We start from the raw sequence: 21,773 nt of genomic DNA on the forward strand, positions 1-21,773 counted from the left end.
CCCGACGGGTGGGCGCCCCTTCGTCGTCCTCCCGATTCGGGGACGGCGCGACCCTTCGGCAGGATGGCCGGATGACCGAGACGCCGTTCACCGTCCGCCGCGCGCGCACGGCCGACGTGCGGCGGATCGAGCAGCTGATGGCGCCGCTCGTGGCGGAGCGGATCCTGCTCGGCAAGGACCTGGCCGTGCTCTACGCGGCCGTGCCCGAGATGCGGGTCGCGGAGGCGCAGGACGGCACCGTCATCGGCTGCGGCGCGCTGCACGTGATGTGGGACGACCTCGGAGAGGTCCGCACGCTCGCCGTCGACCCCGCCTGGCGCGGTCGCCGGGTGGGCCACGCGCTGCTCGAGCGGCTCGAGGTCGACGCGCTCGAGCTCGGCGTCACGCGGCTGTTCTGCCTGACCTTCGAGGTCGAGTTCTTCACCCGGCACGGCTTCACGACCGTGGGGGAGGGGCTCGTGCCGCCGGACGCGCTCGCCGAGCTCGCCCGATCGGGCGACGAGGGCGTGGCCGAGTTCCTCGACCTGGCCCGGGTGAAGCCGAACACGCTCGGCAACACCCGCATGTTGAAGCACCTGTGATGCGGGCTCGGCGCGTCGCGGCGACTTAGGCTGTCCGCCGCGGGCCCGGCACAGCGGTCACCGGCCGCTCCACCATGAGCCGCAGTGCGAGGAGGGCTCGTGGCGCTCGACGACAGCCGGTCGCGGTTCTTCTCGGCGGCCGCCGTGCTGTTCGACCTCGACGGGGTGCTCACGCCCACCGCCGAGCTGCACATGCAGGCCTGGGCGGAGATGTTCCAGGCGCTCTTCGTGCAGTTCAGGGTCACGCAGCCGTACACCGACGACGACTACTTCCGGTACCTCGACGGCCGTCCCCGCTACGAGGGCGTCGCCCTCGTGCTCGCGTCCCGCGGCATCGATGTGCCCCACGGCGACCCGGGCGATCCCGTCGACGCCGACACCGTCTGCGGCATCGGCAACCGCAAGAACACCGTGTTCAACGCGCTGCTCGAGCGACAGGGGATCGCGGCGTTCCCGGGATCCGTCGCTGTGCTCGACCGGCTCGCCGAGCAGGACGTGCCCGCCGCGGTCGTCTCGAGCTCGAAGAACGCCGTCCCCGTGCTCGAGGCAGCGCACCTGCTGCCCCGCTTCCCCGTGGTCGTCGACGGGGTCGTCGCCGCGGAGCACGGCCTGCCGGGCAAACCGCGGCCCGACATCTTCCTCGAGGCCGCTCGGCGGCTTGGGGTCGAGCCCGGGCGCTCGGTCGTCGTCGAGGACGCCATCTCCGGCGTCGAGGCCGGCCGCGCAGGCGGCTTCGGTCTCGTGGTCGGCGTCGATCGCGGCGCCGGCGCGGACGCCCTGCTCCGCGCGGGCGCCGACGTCGTCGTGCCCGACCTCGCCGACCTGCTCCCCTCCTCTGCTTCGGAAGGACCCCGATCCTGATGGACCGCGACCGGTTCCCCATCGACCCCTGGCGCCTCGTCGAGCGCATCTACAGCGAGGACCGCCTCGGCCTCGCCGAGACGATCTTCACCGTCGCGAACGGCTACCTCGGCATGCGGGGCAACTCGTCCGAGGGTCGCAACGCGCACGAGCACGGCACCTTCGTGAACGGCCTGCACGAGGTGTGGCCGATCCGGCACGCCGAGCAGGCCTACGGCTTCGCCGAGGTCGGCCAGACGATCGTGAACGCGCCCGACACGAAGATCATCCGCCTCTACGTCGACGACGAGCCCCTCGTGCTCGACATCGCCGAGCTGCTGAAGTACGAGCGCGCGCTCGACTTCCGCGACGGCGTCCTGCGCCGGGAGCTGCTCTGGCTGACGCCCGCCGGCAAGCGGGTGCGCGTGCGCTCCGACCGCATGGTGTCGTTCGTCGAGCGGCACCTCGCCGTCATGTCGTTCGAGGTCGTCGTCGAGAACGCCGACGCGAACGTCGTCATCTCGAGCCAGGTGCTGAACCGGCAGGACGGCGAGGACGAGTTCGCCCTGCCCGAGCAGGACGGCGGCAAGGCGCTCGCCGGCTTCGACCCGCGCCGGGCGGAGCGCCTCGCCGACCGCGTGCTGCAGCCGGTCGAGCACTGGCAGACGGGGACGCGCAGCGGCCTCGGCTACCGCGTGACGCACTCGCACATGACCCTCTCGGTGATGGTCGACCACGTGCTCGAGACCGACAACGACTCGCGCACCACCGGCTCCGTCGGCCCCGACAGCGCGAAGCACGAGTTCCATGTGCGCGCCCGCGCCGGCGTGCCCGTGCGCCTCACCAAGTTCGCGGCGTACCACACGAGCCGCAGCGTGCCGCCGCGGGAGCTGCTCGACCGCGGCGACCGGCTCCTCGACCGGGCGATCGAGACCGGCGCGGTCGCGCAGCACCGGGCGCAGCGGGACTGGCTCACCGACTTCTGGGAGAAGTCGGACGTCGAGATCGTCGGGCAGCCCGAGCTGCAGCAGGCGACCCGCTGGAACCTCTTCATGCTCGCGCAGGCCGCGGGCCGCGCCGACGGGCAGGGCGTGCCGGCGAAGGGGGTCACCGGAAGCGGCTACAGCGGCCACTACTTCTGGGACACCGAGGTGTACGTGATGCCGTTCCTCACGTACACGAACCCGCTGTTCGGACGGAACGCGCTGCTCATGCGCCAGCGCATGCTGCCCGCCGCCCGGCGCCGCGCCCGCCAGCTGAACGAGGGCGGAGCGCTGTTCCCGTGGCGCACGATCAGCGGCGAGGAGGCGAGCGCGTACTACGCCGCCGGCACCGCGCAGTACCACATCAACGCCGACATCACCTATGCCATCGCGAAGTACGTGCGGGCCACCGGCGACGCCGACTTCCTCGCGCGCGGAGCGATCGACGTCGTCGTCGAGACCGCGCGGCTGTGGACGACGCTCGGCTTCTGGCGCCGCACCGGCGGGGCGACGTTCCACATCCACGGCGTGACCGGACCCGACGAGTACACGACGGTCGTGAACGACAACCTCTTCACGAACGTCATGGCGCGCTTCAACCTCCGCTACGCGGCGGAGTCGGTGCGGATCGTCGCGGACCAGTTCCCGGAGGCCTACGCCCGGATGGTCGACCGCGTCGGCTTCGACGAGGCGGAGATCGGGGAGTGGGAGCGCGCCGCCGAGGCGATGGTGATCCCGTTCTCCGAGTCGTTCGGCATCCACCCGCAGGACGTGCACTTCCTCGACCGCGAGGTCTGGGACCTCAAGGCGACGCCGCCGGACAAGCTGCCGCTGCTGCTGCACTTCCACCCGCTCGTCATCTACCGGTTCCAGGTGCTGAAGCAGGCCGACGTCGTGCTCGCGCTGTTCCTGCTCTCGGACGAGTTCTCCGACGAGATGAAGCGGGCGGACTTCGAGTACTACGACCCGCTGACGACGGGTGACTCGACGCTCTCCGCGGTCGTGCAGTCGATCATCGCGGCGGAGATCGGGTACCGGGACCTCGCGCTCGAGTACTTCCACCACGCGGCGTTCGTCGACCTCGACGACCTGCACAACAACGCGAGCGACGGCGTGCACGTCGCCTCGACCGGCGGTGTGTGGAGCGCGCTCGTCTACGGCTTCGGCGGCATGCGCGACGCGGGGGGCCACCTCACGTTCGACCCGCGGCTGCCCGCCGACTGGCCCGAGCTGCGCTTCCGGATCCAGTGGCACGGCTCGCGGCTCAAGGTCACGGTCTCGGCCACGGAGCTCGTCGCGCAGGTGCTCTCGGGCGACCCGGTCGAGTTCACGGTGCGCGGCCAGCGCGTCTCGGTGGCCGCGGGGCTGCCGGCGCGCGTGCCGCTCGTCGGCCAGGGGCCGCTGCTGCACGGACGGCCGAGCGCCGACCGGCTCAGCGCGACGCGCCGCGACGACGGCTCGCTCATGACGGCGACCGTGCCGATCGTGGGCGGCGACGAGTGGAGCACGAGCGGTACCGACCCCGCGAGCTGAGCCGCGGCCCGACCCCTTCGCGCAGACACCGGGCGGGTTCCGACGAAGCGGGCGAGTATTCGCGCCCGGAATGTCGGAACCCCCCCGGTTCTCGTGCCTGCGGGCCGCGGCGCGGCTAGGCGATCGCCATGCCGATCGCGTCGCGCAGCGTGGCGATGTCGGGACCGAGCAGCGTGCCGTAGCCGAGGCGCCGTGCCTCGTTCTCGCGCCGGCTGCTCTGCGCGGCGGGCCGGATCTCACCGGCGAGGCTGATCTCGCCCGACGCGGCGAGGTTCGTGCGCAGCGCCACGTCGCGGGCCGCGGAGCCGAGGGCGAGCGCGATCGCGAGGTCGGCGGCGGGCTCGGTGAGCCGCACCCCGCCGACGGTGGACACGTAGACGTCGGACTCGGACAGCTTGACCTTCGCGTGCCGTTCGAGCACCGCGAGGAGCATGGCGACCCGGTTGCCGTCGACCCCGTTCACGACACGGCGCGGCTGCGCGGACTTCGTGGGGATGACGAGCGCCTGGATCTCGACGGGGAGGGCCCGGCGGCCCTCCATCGCGATCGTGACGCAGGTGCCGGACTCGGCGCCGACGCTGCGGGAGAGGAACAGGCCACTCGGGTCGGGCACCTCGGCGATGCCGTCGCCGGTCATCTCGAAGCAGCCGACCTCGTCGGTCGGGCCGAAGCGGTTCTTCACAGCCCGGACGAAGCGGAGCGCCGTCTGCCGGTCGCCCTCGAACTGGCAGACCACGTCGACGAGGTGCTCGAGCACGCGCGGGCCCGCGATCTGGCCGTCCTTCGTGACGTGTCCGACGAGGAGCACGGGCAGGTCGCGCTCCTTCGCGACCCGAGTGAGGGACACGGCGACCTCGCGCACCTGACCGGGGCCGCCGGCGAAGCCGTTGGTCTCGGCGGAGGCGACGGTCTGCACCGAGTCGACGATGACGAGGTCGGGCTGCACCTGGTCGATCTGGCCGAGCACGACGGCGAGGTCGGTGTCGGACGACAGCCACAGCGACGGGTGCAGCGCGCCGGTGCGCTCGGCCCGGAGGCGCACCTGGGACGTCGACTCCTCGGCGCTCACGTAGAGCACCTTGGCGCCTTTGCTCGCGACGTGCGCGGCGACGGCGAGGAGCAGCGTGCTCTTGCCGACGCCGGGCTCGCCCGAGAGCAGGATGACGGCGCCCGGCACGATGCCGCCCCCGAGCACGCGGTCGAACTCGGCGACGCCGCTCGGCCGCCGCCGCATGGCGTCGGCCGGGACGTCGCTGATGAGGCGGGCCTGCCGGGACGGCGGCACCGCGGCCGGCTGCACGCGACCGAGGGCGGCCTCGACCTCGGCGACCGTGCCCCAGCCCTGGCACTCGGCGCAGCGGCCGACCCACTTGGTGGTCCGCCAGCCGCACTCGGAGCAGCGGAAGCCCTGCGGGGTGGGGCGTGTGCGTGCGGTCGGCATGCTTCGAAGGTACGTGCGAGCACCGACAGCACCGGGAGGGCGGCGCGGCGAGCCGCGCGAGGCCCGGCCGCGCGAGTTCCCGTACACTCGTCCGCGGTGGCGTGTCCGAGCGGCCGAAGGAGCATGTCTCGAAAACATGTGTGGGGGTGACTCCACCGTGGGTTCAAATCCCACCGCCACCGCCGGACAGAACCGCCGCGGTCCCCAGTGATCAGGGGACCGCGGCGGTTCTGTCGTCGGACTGGATCGCGCGGCTGGCGGCGGTGCGGCGGAGATCGCGCGGCCTCACGCGGGGCATACCCGCGCCGCAAGCGTCACACGCGAGGCATCCAGACGCGCATCGGTCCCACGCCTCGGTTCGCCCATTCGAAATAGGGAACGGCAGTCGCGGTCACCCCGCGATCCGGGGCCCCTCCCCGCCCGATCTGGACCGCCTCGAAGCGGAGGGCGATGTCGCCCTCCACGAGGCCTGGCCCCGGCACCTCCGCCATCTCGAGAGGGCCCTTCAGCCGGAGGTCGTCGAGGACGACGCCTTCAGGCTGGTCGACCTGCTCGAGGGCGTAGACGAGCGGTCCTCGCTCGATCGCCACGGCCCCCCGCACCGCATCCACCCGGTCGTCGGCCTCCGTCAGGCGGGCCCTCATAGGAAGCTGCAGCGCCACCCGGTCGCCCGGGTGCAGGGGCCGGTCGACAAGCGCGTATGCGCCGGGCTCGATGCTCCTTCCGTCGAGCGTCGCGCCGGCCGCCCACTCAGGGACGCGGAGGGCGAGCGTGGCCCCTTCTCGCGCCTCGTGCACCGCGATGTCGACGGTCCCGTCGAACGGGTAGCCCGTCTGCACCTCGATCGAGAGCCCGCGGCCGGCGAAGCGCCCGGTCGCGTACTGGTGCAGCTGCAAGCCGTCGTCCGACCCGGTCGCCACGTAGCCGGCGATGCTGGCCACGGTGCGCATGACGTTGGGCGGGCAGCAGGCCACGTCGAACCAAGGGCGGCGTCCGTTCGCCGCGCTGCGCTCCGTGTCCGGACTCGCATCCGCTCGAAGATGCAGCGTGTTGACGTAGAAGAACTCCTGGCCTCCGAGGGACACCCCCGGCAGCATCGCGTTCAGCAGCATCCGCTCGATCTGATCCGCGTAGCGCGCCTCGCCGGTCGACAGCAGCATCCGCCAGGCCCACTGGGCGGCGCCGATCGCCGCACACGTCTCCGCATAGGCGCGGTCCGGCGGCAGCTCGTACGGGTCGCCGAACGCCTCCCCCTCCCAGCGAGCGCCGAGGCCCCCGGTCACGTACTGCTTCGCCGTCGTCATGCCCGTGTACTGCTCCGCCAGCGCATCCACCAGGTCGCGGTCGCGCGTCTCGGCCGCCACGTCCGCCGCGCCCGCCGCCAGATAGACCGCCCGGACGGCATGTCCCTCCGGGCTCCTGGTCTCTCGAACGGGGACGCGGTCGGAGAAGTAGGTGAGGTCCAAGGACGGGTCCTGCTCGTGGAGGAGCCCATGGCCTCGCTCCTCGACGAAGCGGGATGCGAGCTGCAGGTAGTCGTCGCGGCCGGTTTCGCGGTAGAGCTCGACCAGCCCCATCTCGACCACCGGGTGCCCTTCCACGTGGGGGCGGCCTCCCGGGCCGAACTCCCGCACCAGATGATCCGCCAGCCGCATGGCGACGTCGAGCAGCTCCGTGCGGCCCGTGGCCCGGCGCTGGGCGACCGCCGCCTGGAAGAGGTGCCCCGCGCAGTACAGCTCGTGATCGTGGGCCGGGTCGCTGTAGCGCACGCCCCGTCGCAGCTGCACGACCGTGTCCAGGTAGCCGTCCGGCTCCTGGGCCGCGGCGACGATGCGCGTGATCTCGAGCTGCTCGGCCAGCAGCCGCTCGTCCGGCTGCCGCCCGTACTCCCAGGCCGCGGCCTCGAGCCACTTGTAGACGTCCGAGTCCGCGAAGATCGGGCCTCGGGCCTCGCCCGACCCGGTCGCAACCGTCCGGAAGTTGTCGATCACGCCCGACTCGTGCAGTCGACGGAGGCCGTCGGGGATCGAGCTGTCCCGGTTCACCGCTTGCCGGTCCAGCCAGAACCCGCCGGTGATCTCGGCGTCCTTCACGTCGAGCGGGCGGAGGACCACATCTGCGTCAGTGCTCAGCGCGGTCGGGTGGCGGAGGTCCTGAACGGTGCTCATCGATATCTCCCTGGCTCGATCGAGCCGTGGCGTGGGGTGGCTGACGGAGGCAACGTGCCCGGCGAAGCCTCATGAGACGAGCCGGCCCGGGCAGGTCGATCAGATCGGATCGGTGCGGGCCGTGCGCCTTCGCGCCGGCTCATACAGTCGTCGCCGTCGAGTCACGCAGCCCGAGGTGCGCGGCCGCGCTTCCCCAACTCGTCATCGCCGCGCGATGGTCGGGTGCGAGATCCCGCTGCAACGCCTCGTGCCACGCCTCGTCGAGGAGGCGGGCGATCTCGACGCGTTCGCCGCTCGAGGCGGACCGCACCGCGGCCTCGACCATCGCGAGCGTGAGGACGTTCTCGTGGATCTCCCCCGAGGTCGGGGTCCCTCCCGTGCGGACCGCCTGCACGAAGTCGGCGAGCGAGCCGTCGATCGACTCCGCCGGCCCCGGTGGGACGACGAGTCGCTCCGCATCGCCCGACCCCGTCTGCACGACGACCTCGGCTTCGCCGTCCCAGCTCGCCGTGCCCTCTGCTCCTCCGACGCGCCAGGAACCGTTCCAGGAGGTCTCGAGCCCCGGGGCGACCCAGCTGCCGGTGTACTGGAAGCGCGCTCCGCCTGCGAACTCGAAGAGCGCGCTGGCGGCCGCGTCTCCGCGGAACCAGCTCCAGGAGGGGTTGAACGACTGGCAGGTGACGCTCACGGGGGCGCTGCCGAGGAGGTAGCGCGCGACGTCGAAGGCGTGGATCGCCATGTCGACGAGGAGGGGGTGGTCCATCTCCTCGCGGAATCCTCCGAAGTGCGGAGCCTTCATGAACTCGGTGCTGAGGAACTCGACGCCGCCGAGGCCGGCGGCGCGCTGCCTGAGTGTCGCGAGTGCGGCGTAGTACCGGCGCGACTGGCTCACCATCAGCAGCTTCCCGCTCACCTCGGCGGCCGCGGTGAGGACGAGCGCATCGCGGACGGTCGGGGTGACGGGCTTCTCGCAGAGGACCGCGAGCCCGGCGCGGAGGGCGCCGAGGTTGACCGGCAGGTGCGCTCCGGGCACGGTGACGTCGACGACGGCCCGTGCCCCGGTGCGCTCGGCGAGTTCGGCGGCGTCGGTGCCGACGGGTACGTCCTGGCCGAGCTCGGCGAGCGCCGACTCCGCGATGGCGGCGTCGAGCTCGACGACCCCGACGAGCTCGACATCGGGTGACCGCGTGATCGCGTCGAGCCACGCCCGCCCCATCGCCCCCGCTCCGACCTGGATCACCGGAAGCGGGGCGGTCATGCCTGGCCGCCGCGGTGCTCGGCGTCGAGGGCGCCCTGGTAGCCGTGGCCATGGAAGAAGTCGCCGGTCTCGTAGCGGAGCAGCGTTGGGAGCGCGGGCTCGGGACGCGTGGGAGCGGCCCATTCGACGGCGTTGGCGATGACCCGCCGCACGTCCCGGTGGTGGTACACCGGGAAGTCCTGGTCACCGGGGCTGAAGTAGAAGATCTTGCCGTTACCGCGGCGGAAGGTGCAGCCGCTGCGGAAGACCTCGCCGCCCGAGAACGAGCTGATGAAGACGAGCTCATCCGGTACCGGGATGTCGAACTGCTCGCCGTACATCTCCTGCTCGGGGATCTCGATCGGGTGCGGGACGCCTCGGGCGATCGGATGGCTCGGGTTGACCGTCCAGACGAGCTCGCGGTCGTGCTCGCTCCGCCAGCGGAGCGTGCACGTCGTCCCCATCAGCTTGACGAAGAGCTTCGACCAGTGCCCCGAGTGCAGCACGATCAGGCCCATCCCCTCGAGCACCCGGCGGTGCACCCGCTCGACGACCTCGTCGTCGACCTCGCCGTGGGCGGCGTGGCCCCACCAGGTGAGCACGTCGGTGCCGGCGAGCACCTCCTCGCTCAGGCCGTGCTCCGGCTCGTCGAGGGTCGCGGTGCGCACGGAGACCGACTCGCCGAGGTTCTCCTCGATGCCGGCCCGGATCGCGCCGTGCATACCGTCCGGGTAGAGCTCTCGCACGTGCGGCTCGGTCTGCTCGTGCCGGTTCTCACCCCACACGAGGACGTTGAGCGGTCGATTCGAAGCAGGCATGGGCTGCGCTGGTCCTTTCATGGACGGACTGGAAGGGAAACGATCCCGGAGACGGGATCCGAGCTACTTGACCGCGCCGCCGAGCGCGCCGGCGGCGATGTAGCGCTGCGCGATCACGAGCAGCACCGCGGCGGGCAGCGACGCAAGGACGGCGGTGGCCATCACCGGACCCCAGTTGGTGACGTTGGAGCCGATGTAGTTGTAGATGCCGAGCGTGATCGGTCGGACCGCGGTCGTCGACGTGAGCGTGAGCGCGATGAGGAAGTCCCCCCACGCGCCGAGGAATGTGAACAGGGCGGCCGTCACGATCGCGTTGCGGCTGATCGGCACCACGATCGAGATGAAGGCGCGGAAGTTGTTCGCGCCGTCCACGAGCGCCGCCTCGACGAGGCTCGACGGGATCGACTCCATGAACGCCCGCATCAGCAGGATCGAGAACGGGATCTGCGCCGCGGCGTCGGCCAGGATCAGCCCGAGATAGCTGTTCAGCAGCCCCACGTCGTTGAAGAGCGTGTAGAGCGCGTTCGCGATGACGATCGTCGGGATCATCTGCGTCACGAGCAGCACCAGCAGGAACGCTCCCGTGCCGCGCATCCGGAACCGGGCGAGCCCGTACGCGGCCGGGGTCGCGAACACCAGTGTCACGATGACCGAGCCCAGGCTCACGATCATGCTGGTCAGGAAGTTCTGGCTCTGCTGCTGAAAGGCGGCGATGTACCCGTCGAACGTCGGGCTCGTCGGGAACCACGTCATCGACGCAGCACCCTGGGCCCCCTGCAGGCTGCTGTTCACCATCCAGTAGACGGGGAAGATCATCAGCGCCAGGAACAGCACCCCGAGCGCGCTCATCAGCAGCGAGCGGCCCCCGCTACGAGGACGGCGCGGAGCGGCGACGCGCGCCGGCAGTGCGCCTACCGAGGTCGTCATTCGTCGACCGCCTTCCGGGAGAGGGAGATGTACACGATGGCGAAGACGAACGACACGACGATCAGCACGTTGCTGACGGCGGCGCCCTCACCGAACTGGAAGTTCACGAACGACTGGTGGTAGGCGTTCGTCGCGAGGGTCTGTGTCGAGTTCGCGGGGCCGCCGCCCGTGAGGCCGAGGATGATGTCGACGACCTTCAGCGTGTAGACGACGCCGAGCACGATCACGACGCTCACGACGGACCGGATGCTCGGCCAGGTGATGTAGCGGAAGGCACGGACGCCGACCGCCCCGTCGAGCGACGCGGCCTCGTAGAGCTCCTGCGGCACGCTCTGCAGGCCGCTGTACAGGATCGTCGTGTTGAACGGGATCCCCAGCCAGATGTTCACCCCGATCACCGCCACGAGCGCGAGGTTCGGGCTCACCAGCCACGGCACCGCGGGGATCCCGAAGAGGCCGAGGAACTGGTTCACCGCCCCGCTGTCCTGGTCGAGCATCCACTTCCACACCGCGCTGGAGGCGATGAGCGGCAGCAGCCACGGCAGCAGCAGCAGGCCCCGCAGGAAGCCGCTCAGCGGGAAGCTCCGCTTGAAGAACAGCGCGAGGCCGAGACCGATCACGAACTGCGCGACGATCGAGCCGATCGTGAACAGCGCCGTGTTCACGACCGTGGTCGTGAACAGGCTGCTCCCGAACGTCGCCGCGTAGTTCTTGAAACCGACCCAGGGCGCCTCCCCGGTGAAGAACGTGCGGGTCGAGTAGTCCTGGAAGGACATGACCACGTTCTTCACGACCGGATACCCGAAGAACACGGCGACGTAGAGCACCGCCGGCGCGATGAACAGCCACCGCGACAGGCTGCTCAGCACCCGCGCCCTCGGTCGTCCCGGATGTCCTGCCACGACGGCCGCGGGACGACTCCCGACCGCTGCCTCGACCGACGCGCTCATCGGTCCCTCCTCCCTGGAGCGGTGGGGGGCGGTGCGCCGCCCCCCACCGACCGGCTCACTGGCTCTGGGACTGGGCCTGCTGCAGCGCCGCCGTGGGCGACGCCTTGCCGGTCAGGGCCGCCTGGACGGCGGTGTAGATCTTCGTGGCCGCCTTCGGCCAGTCCGGTCCGAGCTCACCGGTCCGCGCTCGGGCGGTCTTCGTCGTGGTCACGAAGGCCGCCACGTCCGAGTGGGTCTTCGCCCATGCGTCGGCCGAGACCTCGTTCGTCGGGACGTTGCCGGTGACTCCCGCGATGTACGTCTGCATGGACGGGGTGTTGAGGCAGCCGACGAACCTGCCTGCGAGCGCCATCGTGTCCTTGCTCTTCGTGAGCGGCACCGTGAACGCCTCCCCGCCGAGCGGCGCCACCGGCGCATCCCCGGTCCGCGTGGGGATCGGCACGCTGGCGAACTCGAGGCCCTTCGCTGCCTTGAGGGCCGGCAGCTGCCAGGGACCGTTGATCATCATCGCGGCCTTGCCGGCGATGAACTGGTTGTTCACATCCGCCTGGGCCCAGTTGATCGAGCTCTTCGACATCGAGCCGTCGTTCTGCAGGTCGAGGTCGAACTGCAGGGCCTGCGCGGCCTGCGGCGTCGCGATGTTCTTCTCGTCACCGCCGTTGGACCAGAAGAAGGGCAGGAACTGCCACGTGCCCTCGTAGGTGTTGATGTTGCTCATCGCGAAGCCGTAGGTCTTGCCCTTGGTGAGCTTCTTCGCGGCCGCTCGCAGCTCGTCCCACGTCTTCGGCGGCGTCACGTTGGCAGCCTTCAGCATCTTGACGTTGTAGTAGAGCGCGATGGAGTTCGTCACCGGCTCGAGGCCGTAGAGCTTGCCCTTGTAGCTGCCGGCTGCGGTGACGGCCGGAACATCCCCCTTGCCGCTGAGGCCGTAGTCGGTCAGCGGCGACAGGGCGCCCGATGCTGCGATCTGCTGGATGTCGGGGTTGTCGAGCATCAGCACGTCGGGCAGCGTGCGCGACGAGGCCTGCTGAAGGACCTTCGCGATGAGTCCCGCGCCGGCGACGTGGTTGATCGTGACCTTGGCGCCGACCTGCTTCGCGCACTTCTGATAGATCGGGTTGTAGTTCGCCTGGTAGTAGTCCTCGATCGTCAAGGACTTGCTGCCACCCCCTGAGCCGGGTCCGGACCCTCCTGACCCGCTCGAGCATCCGGCGAGAGCCAGCGATGCGAGCGCTGCTCCCGCCAGGACGGCCACGGTCTTCGACATCTTCATCGACGAGCTCCTTCGCTGCGTGGCCCTGCCGCCTGACTTCTGGTCAAGCGCTTGACCGCTGACTCAAAAGTGAGGCCGAAGTTCCTCGGTGAAGCTTCGGCAGGTGCTTGCGGGGGACTGTAGGCGACGAGCCGACGGCAGGTCAAGCGCTTTGATGTCTCGGTTCGACTGTCATACTTCGTCAGGGGCGAGCACGAGAAGGGCATCGGACGTGGCCACGATGCAGGAGGTCGCCGACCGGGCGAACGTCTCCATCTCCACGGTCTCGTTCGTGGTCAACGGCACGAAGCCGGTCGCTCCCGAGACCCGTCGCAAGATCCTGCAGGCCATCGACGACCTCGGGTACCGCCGCAACGCGATGGCGAGGGCGCTCGCGAGCAGGCGATCGCACATCCTCTGTCTGCTGCTGCCCATCCTCGACCACGACCTCAGCTCGTTCATCGCGGCCGCCGCGGACGCCGCCAGAGACGCCGGCTACGACCTCATGCTCTGGCCCATGCGCAACAGCGAGGGCGCTCACGAGGTGGCCTCGGTGATCGAGGCCGGGATCGCCGACGGCATCCTGCTGCTCGAGGTGCAGCAGGACGACGAGCGGGTCACGAACCTCCGCTCCGACCAAGCCCCCTTCGCGCTCATCGGACGCACGCGCGATGTGTCCGGCGTCGACTACGTCGACATGGACTTCGAGCAGACGACGCGCGACGTGGTCGACGAGCTCGCGGACCTCGGACACCGACACCTGACGCTGCTTCTGGAGGACTTCGCGGGCACTCCCCTCGCCGGCTACAGCCCGCCGGTTCGGGTCGAGCAGACCTTCCGCGAGGCGATCGCTCGGCGCGGCCTCATCGGCGCGGTCCTCAGGTCGCCGATCGGGCCGGATCAGGAGGACCTGTTGAGACGCATGGCCGAGGAGGCGCCGGACACGACCGCCGTCATCGGCATGCACGCGACAGCGCTCGCTCGCCTCGTCGGCTGGGCGCAGCGCCGAGGCGTACGGATCCCGGAGGACCTGTCCGTCGTCGGCATCAGCACGACGGGCGCGGTCGCGCTTCTCGAGCCTCCGATCACGAGATGGGACGGCCCCGGGGCGGAGATGGGGCGCCGCGCGACGGAAGCACTGATCCGCCGGCTGCGGGATCCGGAGTGCGCGCCCACCCAGCTTCTGATCCCCTGCCTCCGTCGTGAAGGCGCCTCGGTCGCGCCCCCCTCTCCGGGCAGGCGCGCGCTCGCTCCGTCCTCGTAAGCGCTCGCGTCGGAGCGCGCCGACGATGCGGGTCCATGCGCTCGCTCGCCGCCGCTGAACACCGTTCGCCTGCTCCGCGGGCCAGAGCCATGCGCTTCAGCACAGTGGCGAGCGGCGAGTCGCAAGCGACGTCGTAAGCCGGCGTCGGCGCAACTCTGGAGCTCGCTCGGCTGTGGCGCCCCGGTGGAGATCCGGCTCCCGGCGCTCCGTCGTTCCTGCGCATCGCTCGGCATCGGCAGATCTGCCGATGCGCGGGGGAGCGGGCACGGCTTGCAATGGTGCCGGCCGCGATCAGCGGCCCGGGCGCGGAGGAGGAACCATGGCGAGCAGAGGGACGCAGGCGTTGCACGTCGGACTCGGGGCCTTCAGCCTCGCGCTCGGCGCCGCGCCCCTGGTCGCTCCGCGGGCGGTGGCGCGGGTCGCCGGGCTCAGCACGCGTCCGCCTGTGCGCGGCGTGCTGCGGGCGGTCGGCGTCCGCGAGCTCGCCGTCGGCACCGGGCTGCTCGCGACGAGACGGCCCGCCTGGCTCTGGGCCCGCGTGGCGCAGGACGTGATCGACGTGCCGCTCGCCTCCGTCACGACCGTGAGGAAGTCCGGCGGGGAGCGTGCGCGGATGGCGCGCGTGACCGCCTTCCTCGTCGCGGTCACGGCGGCCGACGTGGCGGCAGCGATCCGGGCGACCCGCTCCGCTACGGGCGCCCACAGCGAGGAGAGGAGACGGCAGATGGTGTTCAAGGCAGCGGTGACGATCCGGCTCGAGGAGGCGGAGGTGCGGTCCCGGTTGCCGGAGGCCGACCCGCCCCTGTCGACGGAGGCGACGGTGACCTTCGCCCCCGCGCCCGGTGGGCGCGGCACGGAGGTGCGGGCGGTGCTCGACAAGGGCTCGGGCGGCCCGGTCGGCAAGGCCGTCGGAGCCGTCACCGGCACCGACCCGGGGCGGCAGCTCTCGGACGCGATCCGCCGGTTCAAGCAGGTGCTCGAGACCGGTGAGGTCGTGCGGTCGGAGGGCAGCCCGGAGGGCACGAGCGCTCCGCGCACCCGCAAGCAGCGCAGCGCCGAACCGGTGGGCGCGAAGTCCTAGCGCCGGCAGGCGAGGAAGAGCGAAGGAGGAGAACGTGCGAGCGAACTGCTGGATGGGCCGGACGAGCGTCGAGGTGCGGGACGTCCCGGATCCCACGATCCTGAACGAGCGGGACGCGATCGTGAAGATCACGTCGACCGCGATCTGCGGGTCGGACCTGCACCTCTACGACGGGTTCATCCCGACGATGGAGAAGGGCGACGTGCTCGGGCACGAGTTCATGGGCGAGGTCGTCGAGGTGGGGAGCGGGGTCGGCGACCTGCGTCCGGGGGACCGGGTCGTGGTGCCCTTCCCGATCGCGTGCGGCGCCTGCAACGCCTGCGCCGCGGGGCTCTACTCCGTGTGCGAGAACTCGAACCCGAACGCGGGCATGGCCGAGAAGCTGTGGGGGTATGCAGGTGCCGGCATCTTCGGCTACTCCCACCTCACGGGCGGGTTCGCCGGCGGCCAGGCGCAGTACGCGCGGGTGCCCTTCGCGGACGTCGGGCCGATCAAGATCGAGAACGACCTGCCGGACGAGAAGGTGCTGTTCCTCTCCGACATCTTCCCCACCGGCTTCATGGGCGCGGAGATGTGCGACATCACGGGCGGCGAGGTGATCGCGGTCTGGGGCGCCGGCCCCGTCGGCCTGCTCGCGATGGCGAGCGCGCGCCTGCTGGGCGCCGAGCGGGTCATCGCGATCGACCGCTTCGACTACCGCCTGCAGAAGGCCGCGGCCGAGGTGGGCGCGGAGACCATCGACTACGAGAAGGTCGACGTCGAGGAGGTGCTGAAGGACCTCACCGCTGGTCGCGGGCCCGACGCGTGCATCGACGCGGTCGGCATGGAGGCGCACACGGACCTCGCGCCGCTGCAGCTCTACGACCGCGCCAAGCAGGCGGTGCGGGCGGAGACGGACCGCGGGCCCGCCCTGCGGCAGGCGATCACCTCGTGCCGCAACGGCGGCACCGTGTCCGTGATCGGCGTCTACGGAGGCCTGATGGACAAGTTCCCCGTCGGATCCTGGATGAACCGCGGCATCACGATGCGTACCGGCCAGTGCCACGTGCAGCGGTACACCCGTCCGCTGCTCGACCGCATCGAGCGCGGGGAGATCGACCCGAGCTTCGTGATCTCGCACCGGCTGCCGCTCGAGGAGGCGCCGCGGGGCTACGAGATCTTCAAGCAGAAGCAGGACGAGTGCACGAAGGTCGTGCTCTCGGCCTGATCGCGGGACCACAGGCAGCGGCGCAGTCCGGGGAACCAGGACCGCCGCTGCCTGTGCGTGCGCTGACCGGGCGCCGATATCGGCAGGTCTGCCGATGCGCCGGCCCGTACCCGGCCCCTGTGATGGGAGGACCGCGGCGGGGATCCGACCGCGGTGGTGCGTGTCGTCCGGCACCGCGCCGATCGTCTTCGAAGGGAGAGCGTCATGAAAGCCGTCGTCTACGAGGGGCCGCGCAAGGTGACCGTCAAGGACGTCCCGGACGCCCGGATCGAGCGCCCGACCGACGCGCTCGTGCGGATCACGACCACGAACATCTGCGGGTCGGACCTGCACATGTACGAGGGCCGCACCGACTTCGAGACCGGCCGCTGGTTCGGCCACGAGAACATGGGCGAGGTGATCGAGGTCGGTGACGGCGTCGACAAGCTGAAGGTGGGCGACCGCGTCGTCATGCCCTTCAACGTCGCCTGCGGGCACTGCAAGAACTGCGAGCGGGGCCTCACCAACTACTGCCTCACGGCGCAGCCGGAGCAGGCGATGGCAGGGGCCGCGTACGGCTTCGCCGACATGGGGCCGTGGGCCGGCGGCCAGGCCGAGCTGCTGCGGGTGCCGTGGGCCGACTTCAACTGTCTCCGGCTCGGCGAGGACGCGGACGAGCGGTCGACCGACTACGTGATGCTCGCCGACATCTTCCCCACCGGGTACCACGCGACCGAGCTCGCCGAGGTGAAGCCGGGCGATCAGACCGTGATCTACGGGGCGGGTCCCGTCGGCCTGATGGCCGCGCTGTCCGCGACGATCCGGGGCGCGAGCAAGGTCATGGTCGTCGACCGTCAGCCGGACCGGCTCGCCCTGGCGGAGTCCATCGGCGCGATCGCGATCGACGACTCGAAGGTCGACCCGGTGCAGGCCGTGCTGGAGCAGACCATGGGGCTCGGCGCCGACAACGGCTGCGAGTGCGTGGGCTACCAGGCCCACGACCCGAGCGGCGAGGAGCACCCGAACCTCACCATGAACCGGCTCGTCGGCTCGGTGCGGTTCACGGGCAAGATCGGCACGGTCGGCGTCTTCGTGCCACAGGATCCGGGCGCCACGGACCAGCTCGCGAAGCAGGGGCAGATCGCGTTCGACTTCGGGATGTTCTGGTTCAAGGGTCAGCACATCGGCAGCGGTCAGGCGCCCGTGAAGCGCTACAACCGGCAGCTGCGCGACCTGATCGCGGCCGGCAAGGCGACGCCGTCGTTCATCGTCAGCCACGAGATCCCGCTCGAGGGAGCGCCGGACGCCTATCAGCACTTCGACGCGCGCGACGACGGCTGGACGAAGGTCGTGATGAAGCCCGGGATGGCGGCCTGATGCCGTCGGGGCGCCTCGACGCGGCGGCCGACCGTCAGGTCGAGGCGCCCCGGTGACCGGCCGACGGCACCTGAGGGCGTACCGGCGGCGGGCGAACAGCCTGTGGCTGGTCCCCCTGTTCTGCATCCTGGCCGCAGCGGTCGCTGCGGCGCTCACGCTCGCGCTCGACGGCATCGTGGGGTACGACCGGCTGCCGCAGGGTGTGCTGGGGACGCCGAGCGCGGCCCAGACGATCCTCAGCACGGCCGCGTCGTCGATGCTGACCCTGACGACGATCGTGCTGACGGTGATGACGCTCGGCGTCCAGCTCGCGATGCAGCAGTTCTCCCCGCGCATCGTGCGGGCGCTGCTCGACGACCGCCGCAGCCAGCTGGCGCACGGCCTCTTCGCCGGGACGTTCCTCTTCTGCATGGTCGCCGTGGCGAAGGTGAACGACAAGGGATCGACGGGCCACTCGGTGCCGAGCGTGACCGTCGCGTTCGCCTACCTGCTGCTGCTCGCCAGCCTCGTCACGCTCGTCGCCTACGTCCATCACGCGGGGCAGTCGCTCCGTGTCGCGGGGCTGGTCGATCTCGTGGGCGACAACCTGCAGGCGGAGATCGAGCGGTCGTTCCCGGAGCAGGGCGCCGCGCCGATCGAGGAGGGCGCCGTCCCCGCGCGAGAGGCGGGGGTCGTGGTGCTGCTCGACGTCGAGGGGCTCGTCGAGCTGGCCCGGCGCTCCGACGACTGCATCGAGATGCTCGTCATGGTCGGCGACTTCGTCCCTCGGGGCGCCCCGCTCCTGCGCAGCCGACGCGGGAGGACGCTCGACGGGGCGGCGATCCGGCGGCTGGTCCTGTTCGACAACGCGCGCAGCCACATCGGGGATGCCGCGTACGGCTTCCGCAAGCTCGTCGACATCACCGAGCGCAGCATCGCCTCCAGCCCGCACGACGACCCCGCGACCGCGGTGCAGGCGGTCGACCGGCTGCACGACGCGGTGCGGCAGCTCTGCTTCCGCCGCCTCCCGGATGCGGAGCATCACGACGGGGGCGGGAGTCTGCGTCTCGTGACCCGGGAGCTCTCGTGGGACGGGTACGTCACGATCGCCTTCGGCGAGGCGGTCGTGCTCGGGGCCTCGTCACCGCTCGTCGCGCGGCGCCTGCTCGCCGCGTTCGACGACCTCGTGGCGGTGGCGCCGCCCGAGCGCCGCGCTCCGCTCGAGGAGCAGCGGCGTCGGCTGATCGCGAAGGTCCGGGAGGAGGACATCCCGCTGGTTCCCGACGTGCAGGGCCTCGGTTCGGGCTCGGACCTCAGGGGCAGGGGATGACGGTCGGCGCTCAGCCCCGAGCGGTCGGGGGGACGTAGAGGCCCTCCCGCTGCGCATGCACGGCTGCGTGGGTGCGGGTCGGAGAGCCGAGCTTCGCGAGGATGTGCTCCACGTGGGTCGCGACGGTCCGCGCGGTCACGACGAGCTGCCGGGCGATCTGCTGGTTCGAGAAGCCGTCGACCATCATCCCCAGCACCTCGAGCTCGCGCGCGGTCAGCCCGTGGAGCGGACCGGCCGGGGAGAGGAGCACGACGCCCACCAGGCTCGGGAACGGCGCGCTCGTCACGGTCAGATACGTGGCACGCACGTGACCCGTGCTCCCGTCGTGGGCGGTGTGCGGCCAGAGGAAGGTCAGGTGCATCTCCTGGGAGAGCAGTCGTGCGCGGACCGTGTCGAGGATCGCCGAGTGCGCTGCGAGCAGCTCGTGCCCGGGCAGTCCAGGCAGCGCCTCGGTCCGCTCGTGGTCGAGCAGCAGGACGCCGGCGAACGCGTCCCCGACCAGCCGGCTTGCCGCCGTGAGCGAGGTGAGCGGATCGATGCCGTGCGCCAGCAGCTCGGACACGCTCGCGAGGGCGATCCGTGCGGCGGCTGCCGGAGGCTCCGGGTCCACGGAGAGCACGGTGAGGAACCCGATGTGGCGGCCGCCCGGCTCGAAGAGGGCGACCGAGAGCGCCTCGCCGAGCCCGGCGGGGAGCAGGCACTCGGACCACGTACGCAGCTCCGACGCCGGGTAGGTCAGGTCGGAGACGCTGAGCGGCGGCTGGTGCCGGTTGACGCCCGTCAGCGCGATGTCGTGGGCCATCCGTGGCCCGCTCAGGTAGTCGACGATCCCATCGTCCAGACCGGTGCTGGCGAGGGACACGTAGCGGTTGCCGTCGAGCCCCGCGATCCACGCGGCGTCGAACGGGACGAGCTGCCCGAGGGCCAGCAGCATCCCGTGGGCGCGGTCGGCCAGCGGACCCGCCGTCGAGGCGAGCCAGGCCAGCTCGGCTTCCGCGTGGATGGCGATGTCGCGCTCCCCGGGCGGCACGACATCGCGGACCGCCCTGAGGTCCATGGTGGAGCAGAGGAGGGGACCGGTAAGGGGTTGCGTCCGGCTGCCCGGCTGTGCATGGGCGACCGCCGGTGCCGCAGGCTCGGCGGTCCTGCTCGAGGGGTGTGCCGCGGTCGCGTTCCGCCGGTCAGGCCAGGGAGGCGGCGGCTCGGCGCAGCTCGGTGAGCGCCTCGACGGAGTAGTCCGCCATCGCCTCCGACGGCGCCGTGGGCTCGGCGGCCCAGCGCGTGAAGGCGGCGTGATGCGCGAGCACGCCGAGCTCCGCGGCAAGGCGAGCGGTGACCGCCGGGACGTCCCGGGAGACGAGCGCCTCCTCCATCGCCGCCGCCATCCCGACGGCCTTCTGGGCGTTGCGCCGGCGGAGCTCCTCGCTCGCGGCGAGGACCGCTTCGAGGCGGGGGGCGATCTCGCGGCTCACCGGCCCGTATGCCGTCGCGGCGCGCCGCAGCCCCGCAGCCACCGCATCGAGCGGCGCCGCGCCTGCGGGCGCCTCGCGGATGCCTTCGGCGAGCAGCGCGCTCAGCGCCGCCTGGCCGGCCACGAGCACCTCGCGCTTGTCGGGGAAGTGCCGGAAGAAGGTGCTCTTCGTGACGCCGGCCCGCTCCGCGATCTGCGCGACGGTGGTCTCGTCGTAGCCCTGCTCATGGAACAGGTCGACGGCGGCCAGCACGAGGCGTTCCCGTGCGCCCGGTTCCCAGCGTCCCACCGGTTCATGCTAGGTGATGGGACACCTGTCCCGTCAGGTGCTACCGTGATGAGACAACGGTCGCATCACTCGAGGAGGAACCGCATGCAGGTCTTCATCACCGGCGGGACCGGCAACATCGGGTCCGCCGTCGTCGCCGAGCTGCTCCGCCACGACCACGGCGTCGCCGCGCTCGCCCGCTCGGATTCCTCGGCCGCAGCCGCACGCGCCGCGGGCGCGGCCGTCGTCCGGGGCGGCCTCGCCGACCTCGGGGCCATCCGCCGAGCGGCGGAGGCATCCGAGGGTGTCGTCCATCTCGCGTTCGGCAACGACTTCTCGAGCCCGCAGGCGCTCGCTGCCGACATCGCCGAGGAGACGGCGGCGATCGACACGATCGGCGAGGCGCTGATCGGCAGCGGGCGGCCCTTCGTGATCGTGTCGGGCACCCCCGCAGCCCCGGGGCGCCCTTCGGTCGAGACCGACCCGCTGCCCATCGACGGGCCCGTCGGTGGACGCAGTGCAACGGTGGCTCGCGCGCTCGGTCTCGCCGCTCGCGGCGTCCGGACCGCCGCGGTCCGGCTGCCCCGCACCGTGCACAGGAACGGGGGCGGCGGCTTCGCCGGGCTGCTCGCGCAGGTCGCGCGCCAGGCCGGGGTCGCCGGATACCCGGGCACCGGGATGCAGCGGTGGCCGGCGGTGCACTCGCTCGACGCCGCAGTGCTGTTCCGGCTGGTGCTGGAGCGCGCGCAGGCCGGCACGGCGTGGCACGCGGTCGCGGACGAGGGCGACGTCGTCAAGGACATCGCGACGGTCATCGGGCGGAAGCTGGGCCTCGAGGTCCAGCAGGTGCCCGTCGAGACGTTCGGGCCGATCGGGCCCGTGTTCGCCGCGGACCAGCCCGCCTCGAGCGCGATCACGCGCGCCGAGCTCGGCTGGGTGCCGACGCGGCCGAGCCTGCTCGAGGACCTGGAGCAGCACCTCGTCGCGTGACTCGGCCGGTCGGCAGAGCAGGAGTCAGAGCGTCGGGAGCGCTCGTGATCCGAGCGGTTCGTCGCCGGCCGCCCGGTATCCGGAGCACACGCCGCTT

At 71.4% G+C, this 21,773-nt stretch carries 18 protein-coding genes and 1 tRNA gene; 10 read left to right on the plus strand and 9 right to left on the minus strand.

Annotated elements, in window-relative coordinates; genetic code table 11:
* Nucleotides 1–71: 71 nt before the first annotated feature.
* The 3 genes from QDR37_RS07555 (at nucleotide 72) to QDR37_RS07565 (ending at nucleotide 3,937) form a co-directional block, all read left to right on the plus strand.
* Entirely contained in the window at nucleotides 72–581 is a 510-nt protein-coding gene (locus QDR37_RS07555) for an amino-acid N-acetyltransferase (protein ID WP_279713008.1), read from the plus strand.
* Nucleotides 582–680: 99 nt separating this feature from the next.
* Complete coding sequence (locus QDR37_RS07560; protein ID WP_279713009.1) at nucleotides 681–1,442, plus strand: beta-phosphoglucomutase family hydrolase; 762 nt, start codon at nucleotides 681–683, stop codon at nucleotides 1,440–1,442.
* Nucleotides 1,442–3,937 (plus strand): glycosyl hydrolase family 65 protein, encoded by a 2,496-nt coding sequence (locus QDR37_RS07565; RefSeq protein ID WP_279713010.1) that lies wholly within the window; start codon nucleotides 1,442–1,444, stop codon nucleotides 3,935–3,937. The genes QDR37_RS07560 and QDR37_RS07565 overlap by 1 nt, the downstream gene beginning before the upstream one ends.
* A gap of 115 nt (nucleotides 3,938–4,052) precedes the next feature.
* On the opposite strand, the gene radA is transcribed toward QDR37_RS07565, so the two are convergent.
* The gene (gene radA / locus QDR37_RS07570) at nucleotides 4,053–5,378 is read right to left on the minus strand and encodes a DNA repair protein RadA (protein ID WP_279713011.1); all 1,326 of its coding nucleotides are present in this window, start codon (nucleotides 5,376–5,378) and stop codon (nucleotides 4,053–4,055) included.
* A 95-nt stretch (nucleotides 5,379–5,473) separates the two neighbouring features.
* Between radA and QDR37_RS07575 the strand changes: the two genes are divergently transcribed.
* A tRNA-Ser gene (locus QDR37_RS07575) sits at nucleotides 5,474–5,560 on the plus strand.
* 132 nt (nucleotides 5,561–5,692) lie between these two features.
* On the opposite strand, the gene QDR37_RS07580 is transcribed toward QDR37_RS07575, so the two are convergent.
* The 6 genes from QDR37_RS07580 to QDR37_RS07605 form a co-directional block, all read right to left on the minus strand.
* Nucleotides 5,693–7,546, minus strand: coding sequence for a beta-L-arabinofuranosidase domain-containing protein (locus QDR37_RS07580; protein WP_279713012.1), 1,854 nt, complete (start codon nucleotides 7,544–7,546; stop codon nucleotides 5,693–5,695).
* Between the two features lie 139 nt (nucleotides 7,547–7,685).
* Nucleotides 7,686–8,804: a Gfo/Idh/MocA family oxidoreductase gene (locus tag QDR37_RS07585; protein ID WP_279713013.1), complete on the minus strand. Its 1,119-nt coding sequence runs from the start codon at nucleotides 8,802–8,804 to the stop codon at nucleotides 7,686–7,688.
* Nucleotides 8,801–9,601: a ThuA domain-containing protein gene (locus QDR37_RS07590; protein WP_279713014.1), complete on the minus strand. Its 801-nt coding sequence runs from the start codon at nucleotides 9,599–9,601 to the stop codon at nucleotides 8,801–8,803. Before QDR37_RS07590 ends, QDR37_RS07585 begins: the two co-directional genes overlap by 4 nt.
* A gap of 63 nt (nucleotides 9,602–9,664) precedes the next feature.
* Nucleotides 9,665–10,528, minus strand: coding sequence for a carbohydrate ABC transporter permease (locus QDR37_RS07595; RefSeq protein WP_279713015.1), 864 nt, complete (start codon nucleotides 10,526–10,528; stop codon nucleotides 9,665–9,667).
* The gene (locus tag QDR37_RS07600; RefSeq protein ID WP_279713016.1) at nucleotides 10,525–11,397 is read right to left on the minus strand and encodes a sugar ABC transporter permease; all 873 of its coding nucleotides are present in this window, start codon (nucleotides 11,395–11,397) and stop codon (nucleotides 10,525–10,527) included. Before QDR37_RS07600 ends, QDR37_RS07595 begins: the two co-directional genes overlap by 4 nt.
* A 136-nt stretch (nucleotides 11,398–11,533) precedes the next feature.
* Nucleotides 11,534–12,631 carry a sugar ABC transporter substrate-binding protein gene (locus QDR37_RS07605; protein ID WP_279713017.1) on the minus strand — a complete coding sequence of 366 codons (1,098 nt, stop codon included), beginning with the start codon at nucleotides 12,629–12,631 and terminating at the stop codon, nucleotides 11,534–11,536.
* Nucleotides 12,632–12,971: 340 nt separating this feature from the next.
* Between QDR37_RS07605 and QDR37_RS07610 the strand changes: the two genes are divergently transcribed.
* From QDR37_RS07610 to QDR37_RS07630, 5 genes are all read left to right on the plus strand, one after another.
* Nucleotides 12,972–13,994, plus strand: a complete 1,023-nt coding sequence (locus tag QDR37_RS07610) for a LacI family DNA-binding transcriptional regulator (protein ID WP_279713582.1) — start codon at nucleotides 12,972–12,974, stop codon at nucleotides 13,992–13,994.
* Nucleotides 13,995–14,313: 319 nt separating this feature from the next.
* A complete protein-coding gene (locus QDR37_RS07615) occupies nucleotides 14,314–15,075 on the plus strand; it encodes a hypothetical protein (protein ID WP_279713018.1) in 762 nt (253 codons plus the stop codon).
* Between the two features lie 34 nt (nucleotides 15,076–15,109).
* Nucleotides 15,110–16,282, plus strand: a complete 1,173-nt coding sequence (locus QDR37_RS07620; protein WP_279713019.1) for a glutathione-dependent formaldehyde dehydrogenase — start codon at nucleotides 15,110–15,112, stop codon at nucleotides 16,280–16,282.
* 204 nt (nucleotides 16,283–16,486) lie between these two features.
* Nucleotides 16,487–17,638, plus strand: a complete 1,152-nt coding sequence (locus QDR37_RS07625) for a glutathione-independent formaldehyde dehydrogenase (protein ID WP_279713020.1) — start codon at nucleotides 16,487–16,489, stop codon at nucleotides 17,636–17,638.
* Nucleotides 17,639–17,690: 52 nt separating this feature from the next.
* The gene (locus tag QDR37_RS07630; protein ID WP_279713021.1) at nucleotides 17,691–18,947 is read left to right on the plus strand and encodes a DUF2254 domain-containing protein; all 1,257 of its coding nucleotides are present in this window, start codon (nucleotides 17,691–17,693) and stop codon (nucleotides 18,945–18,947) included.
* Nucleotides 18,948–18,957: 10 nt separating this feature from the next.
* On the opposite strand, the gene QDR37_RS07635 is transcribed toward QDR37_RS07630, so the two are convergent.
* Nucleotides 18,958–20,004: a helix-turn-helix transcriptional regulator gene (locus QDR37_RS07635; protein ID WP_279713022.1), complete on the minus strand. Its 1,047-nt coding sequence runs from the start codon at nucleotides 20,002–20,004 to the stop codon at nucleotides 18,958–18,960.
* Between the two features lie 124 nt (nucleotides 20,005–20,128).
* Nucleotides 20,129–20,707, minus strand: a complete 579-nt coding sequence (locus QDR37_RS07640) for a helix-turn-helix domain containing protein (RefSeq protein WP_279713023.1) — start codon at nucleotides 20,705–20,707, stop codon at nucleotides 20,129–20,131.
* Nucleotides 20,708–20,791: 84 nt separating this feature from the next.
* Between QDR37_RS07640 and QDR37_RS07645 the strand changes: the two genes are divergently transcribed.
* Nucleotides 20,792–21,676, plus strand: coding sequence for an NAD-dependent epimerase/dehydratase family protein (locus tag QDR37_RS07645; protein ID WP_279713024.1), 885 nt, complete (start codon nucleotides 20,792–20,794; stop codon nucleotides 21,674–21,676).
* The last annotated feature ends 97 nt before the right edge of the window (nucleotides 21,677–21,773 follow it).

This window comes from Amnibacterium sp. CER49, assembly GCF_029846255.1.
In the GTDB taxonomy this organism is placed as follows: Bacteria; Actinomycetota; Actinomycetes; order Actinomycetales; family Microbacteriaceae; genus Amnibacterium.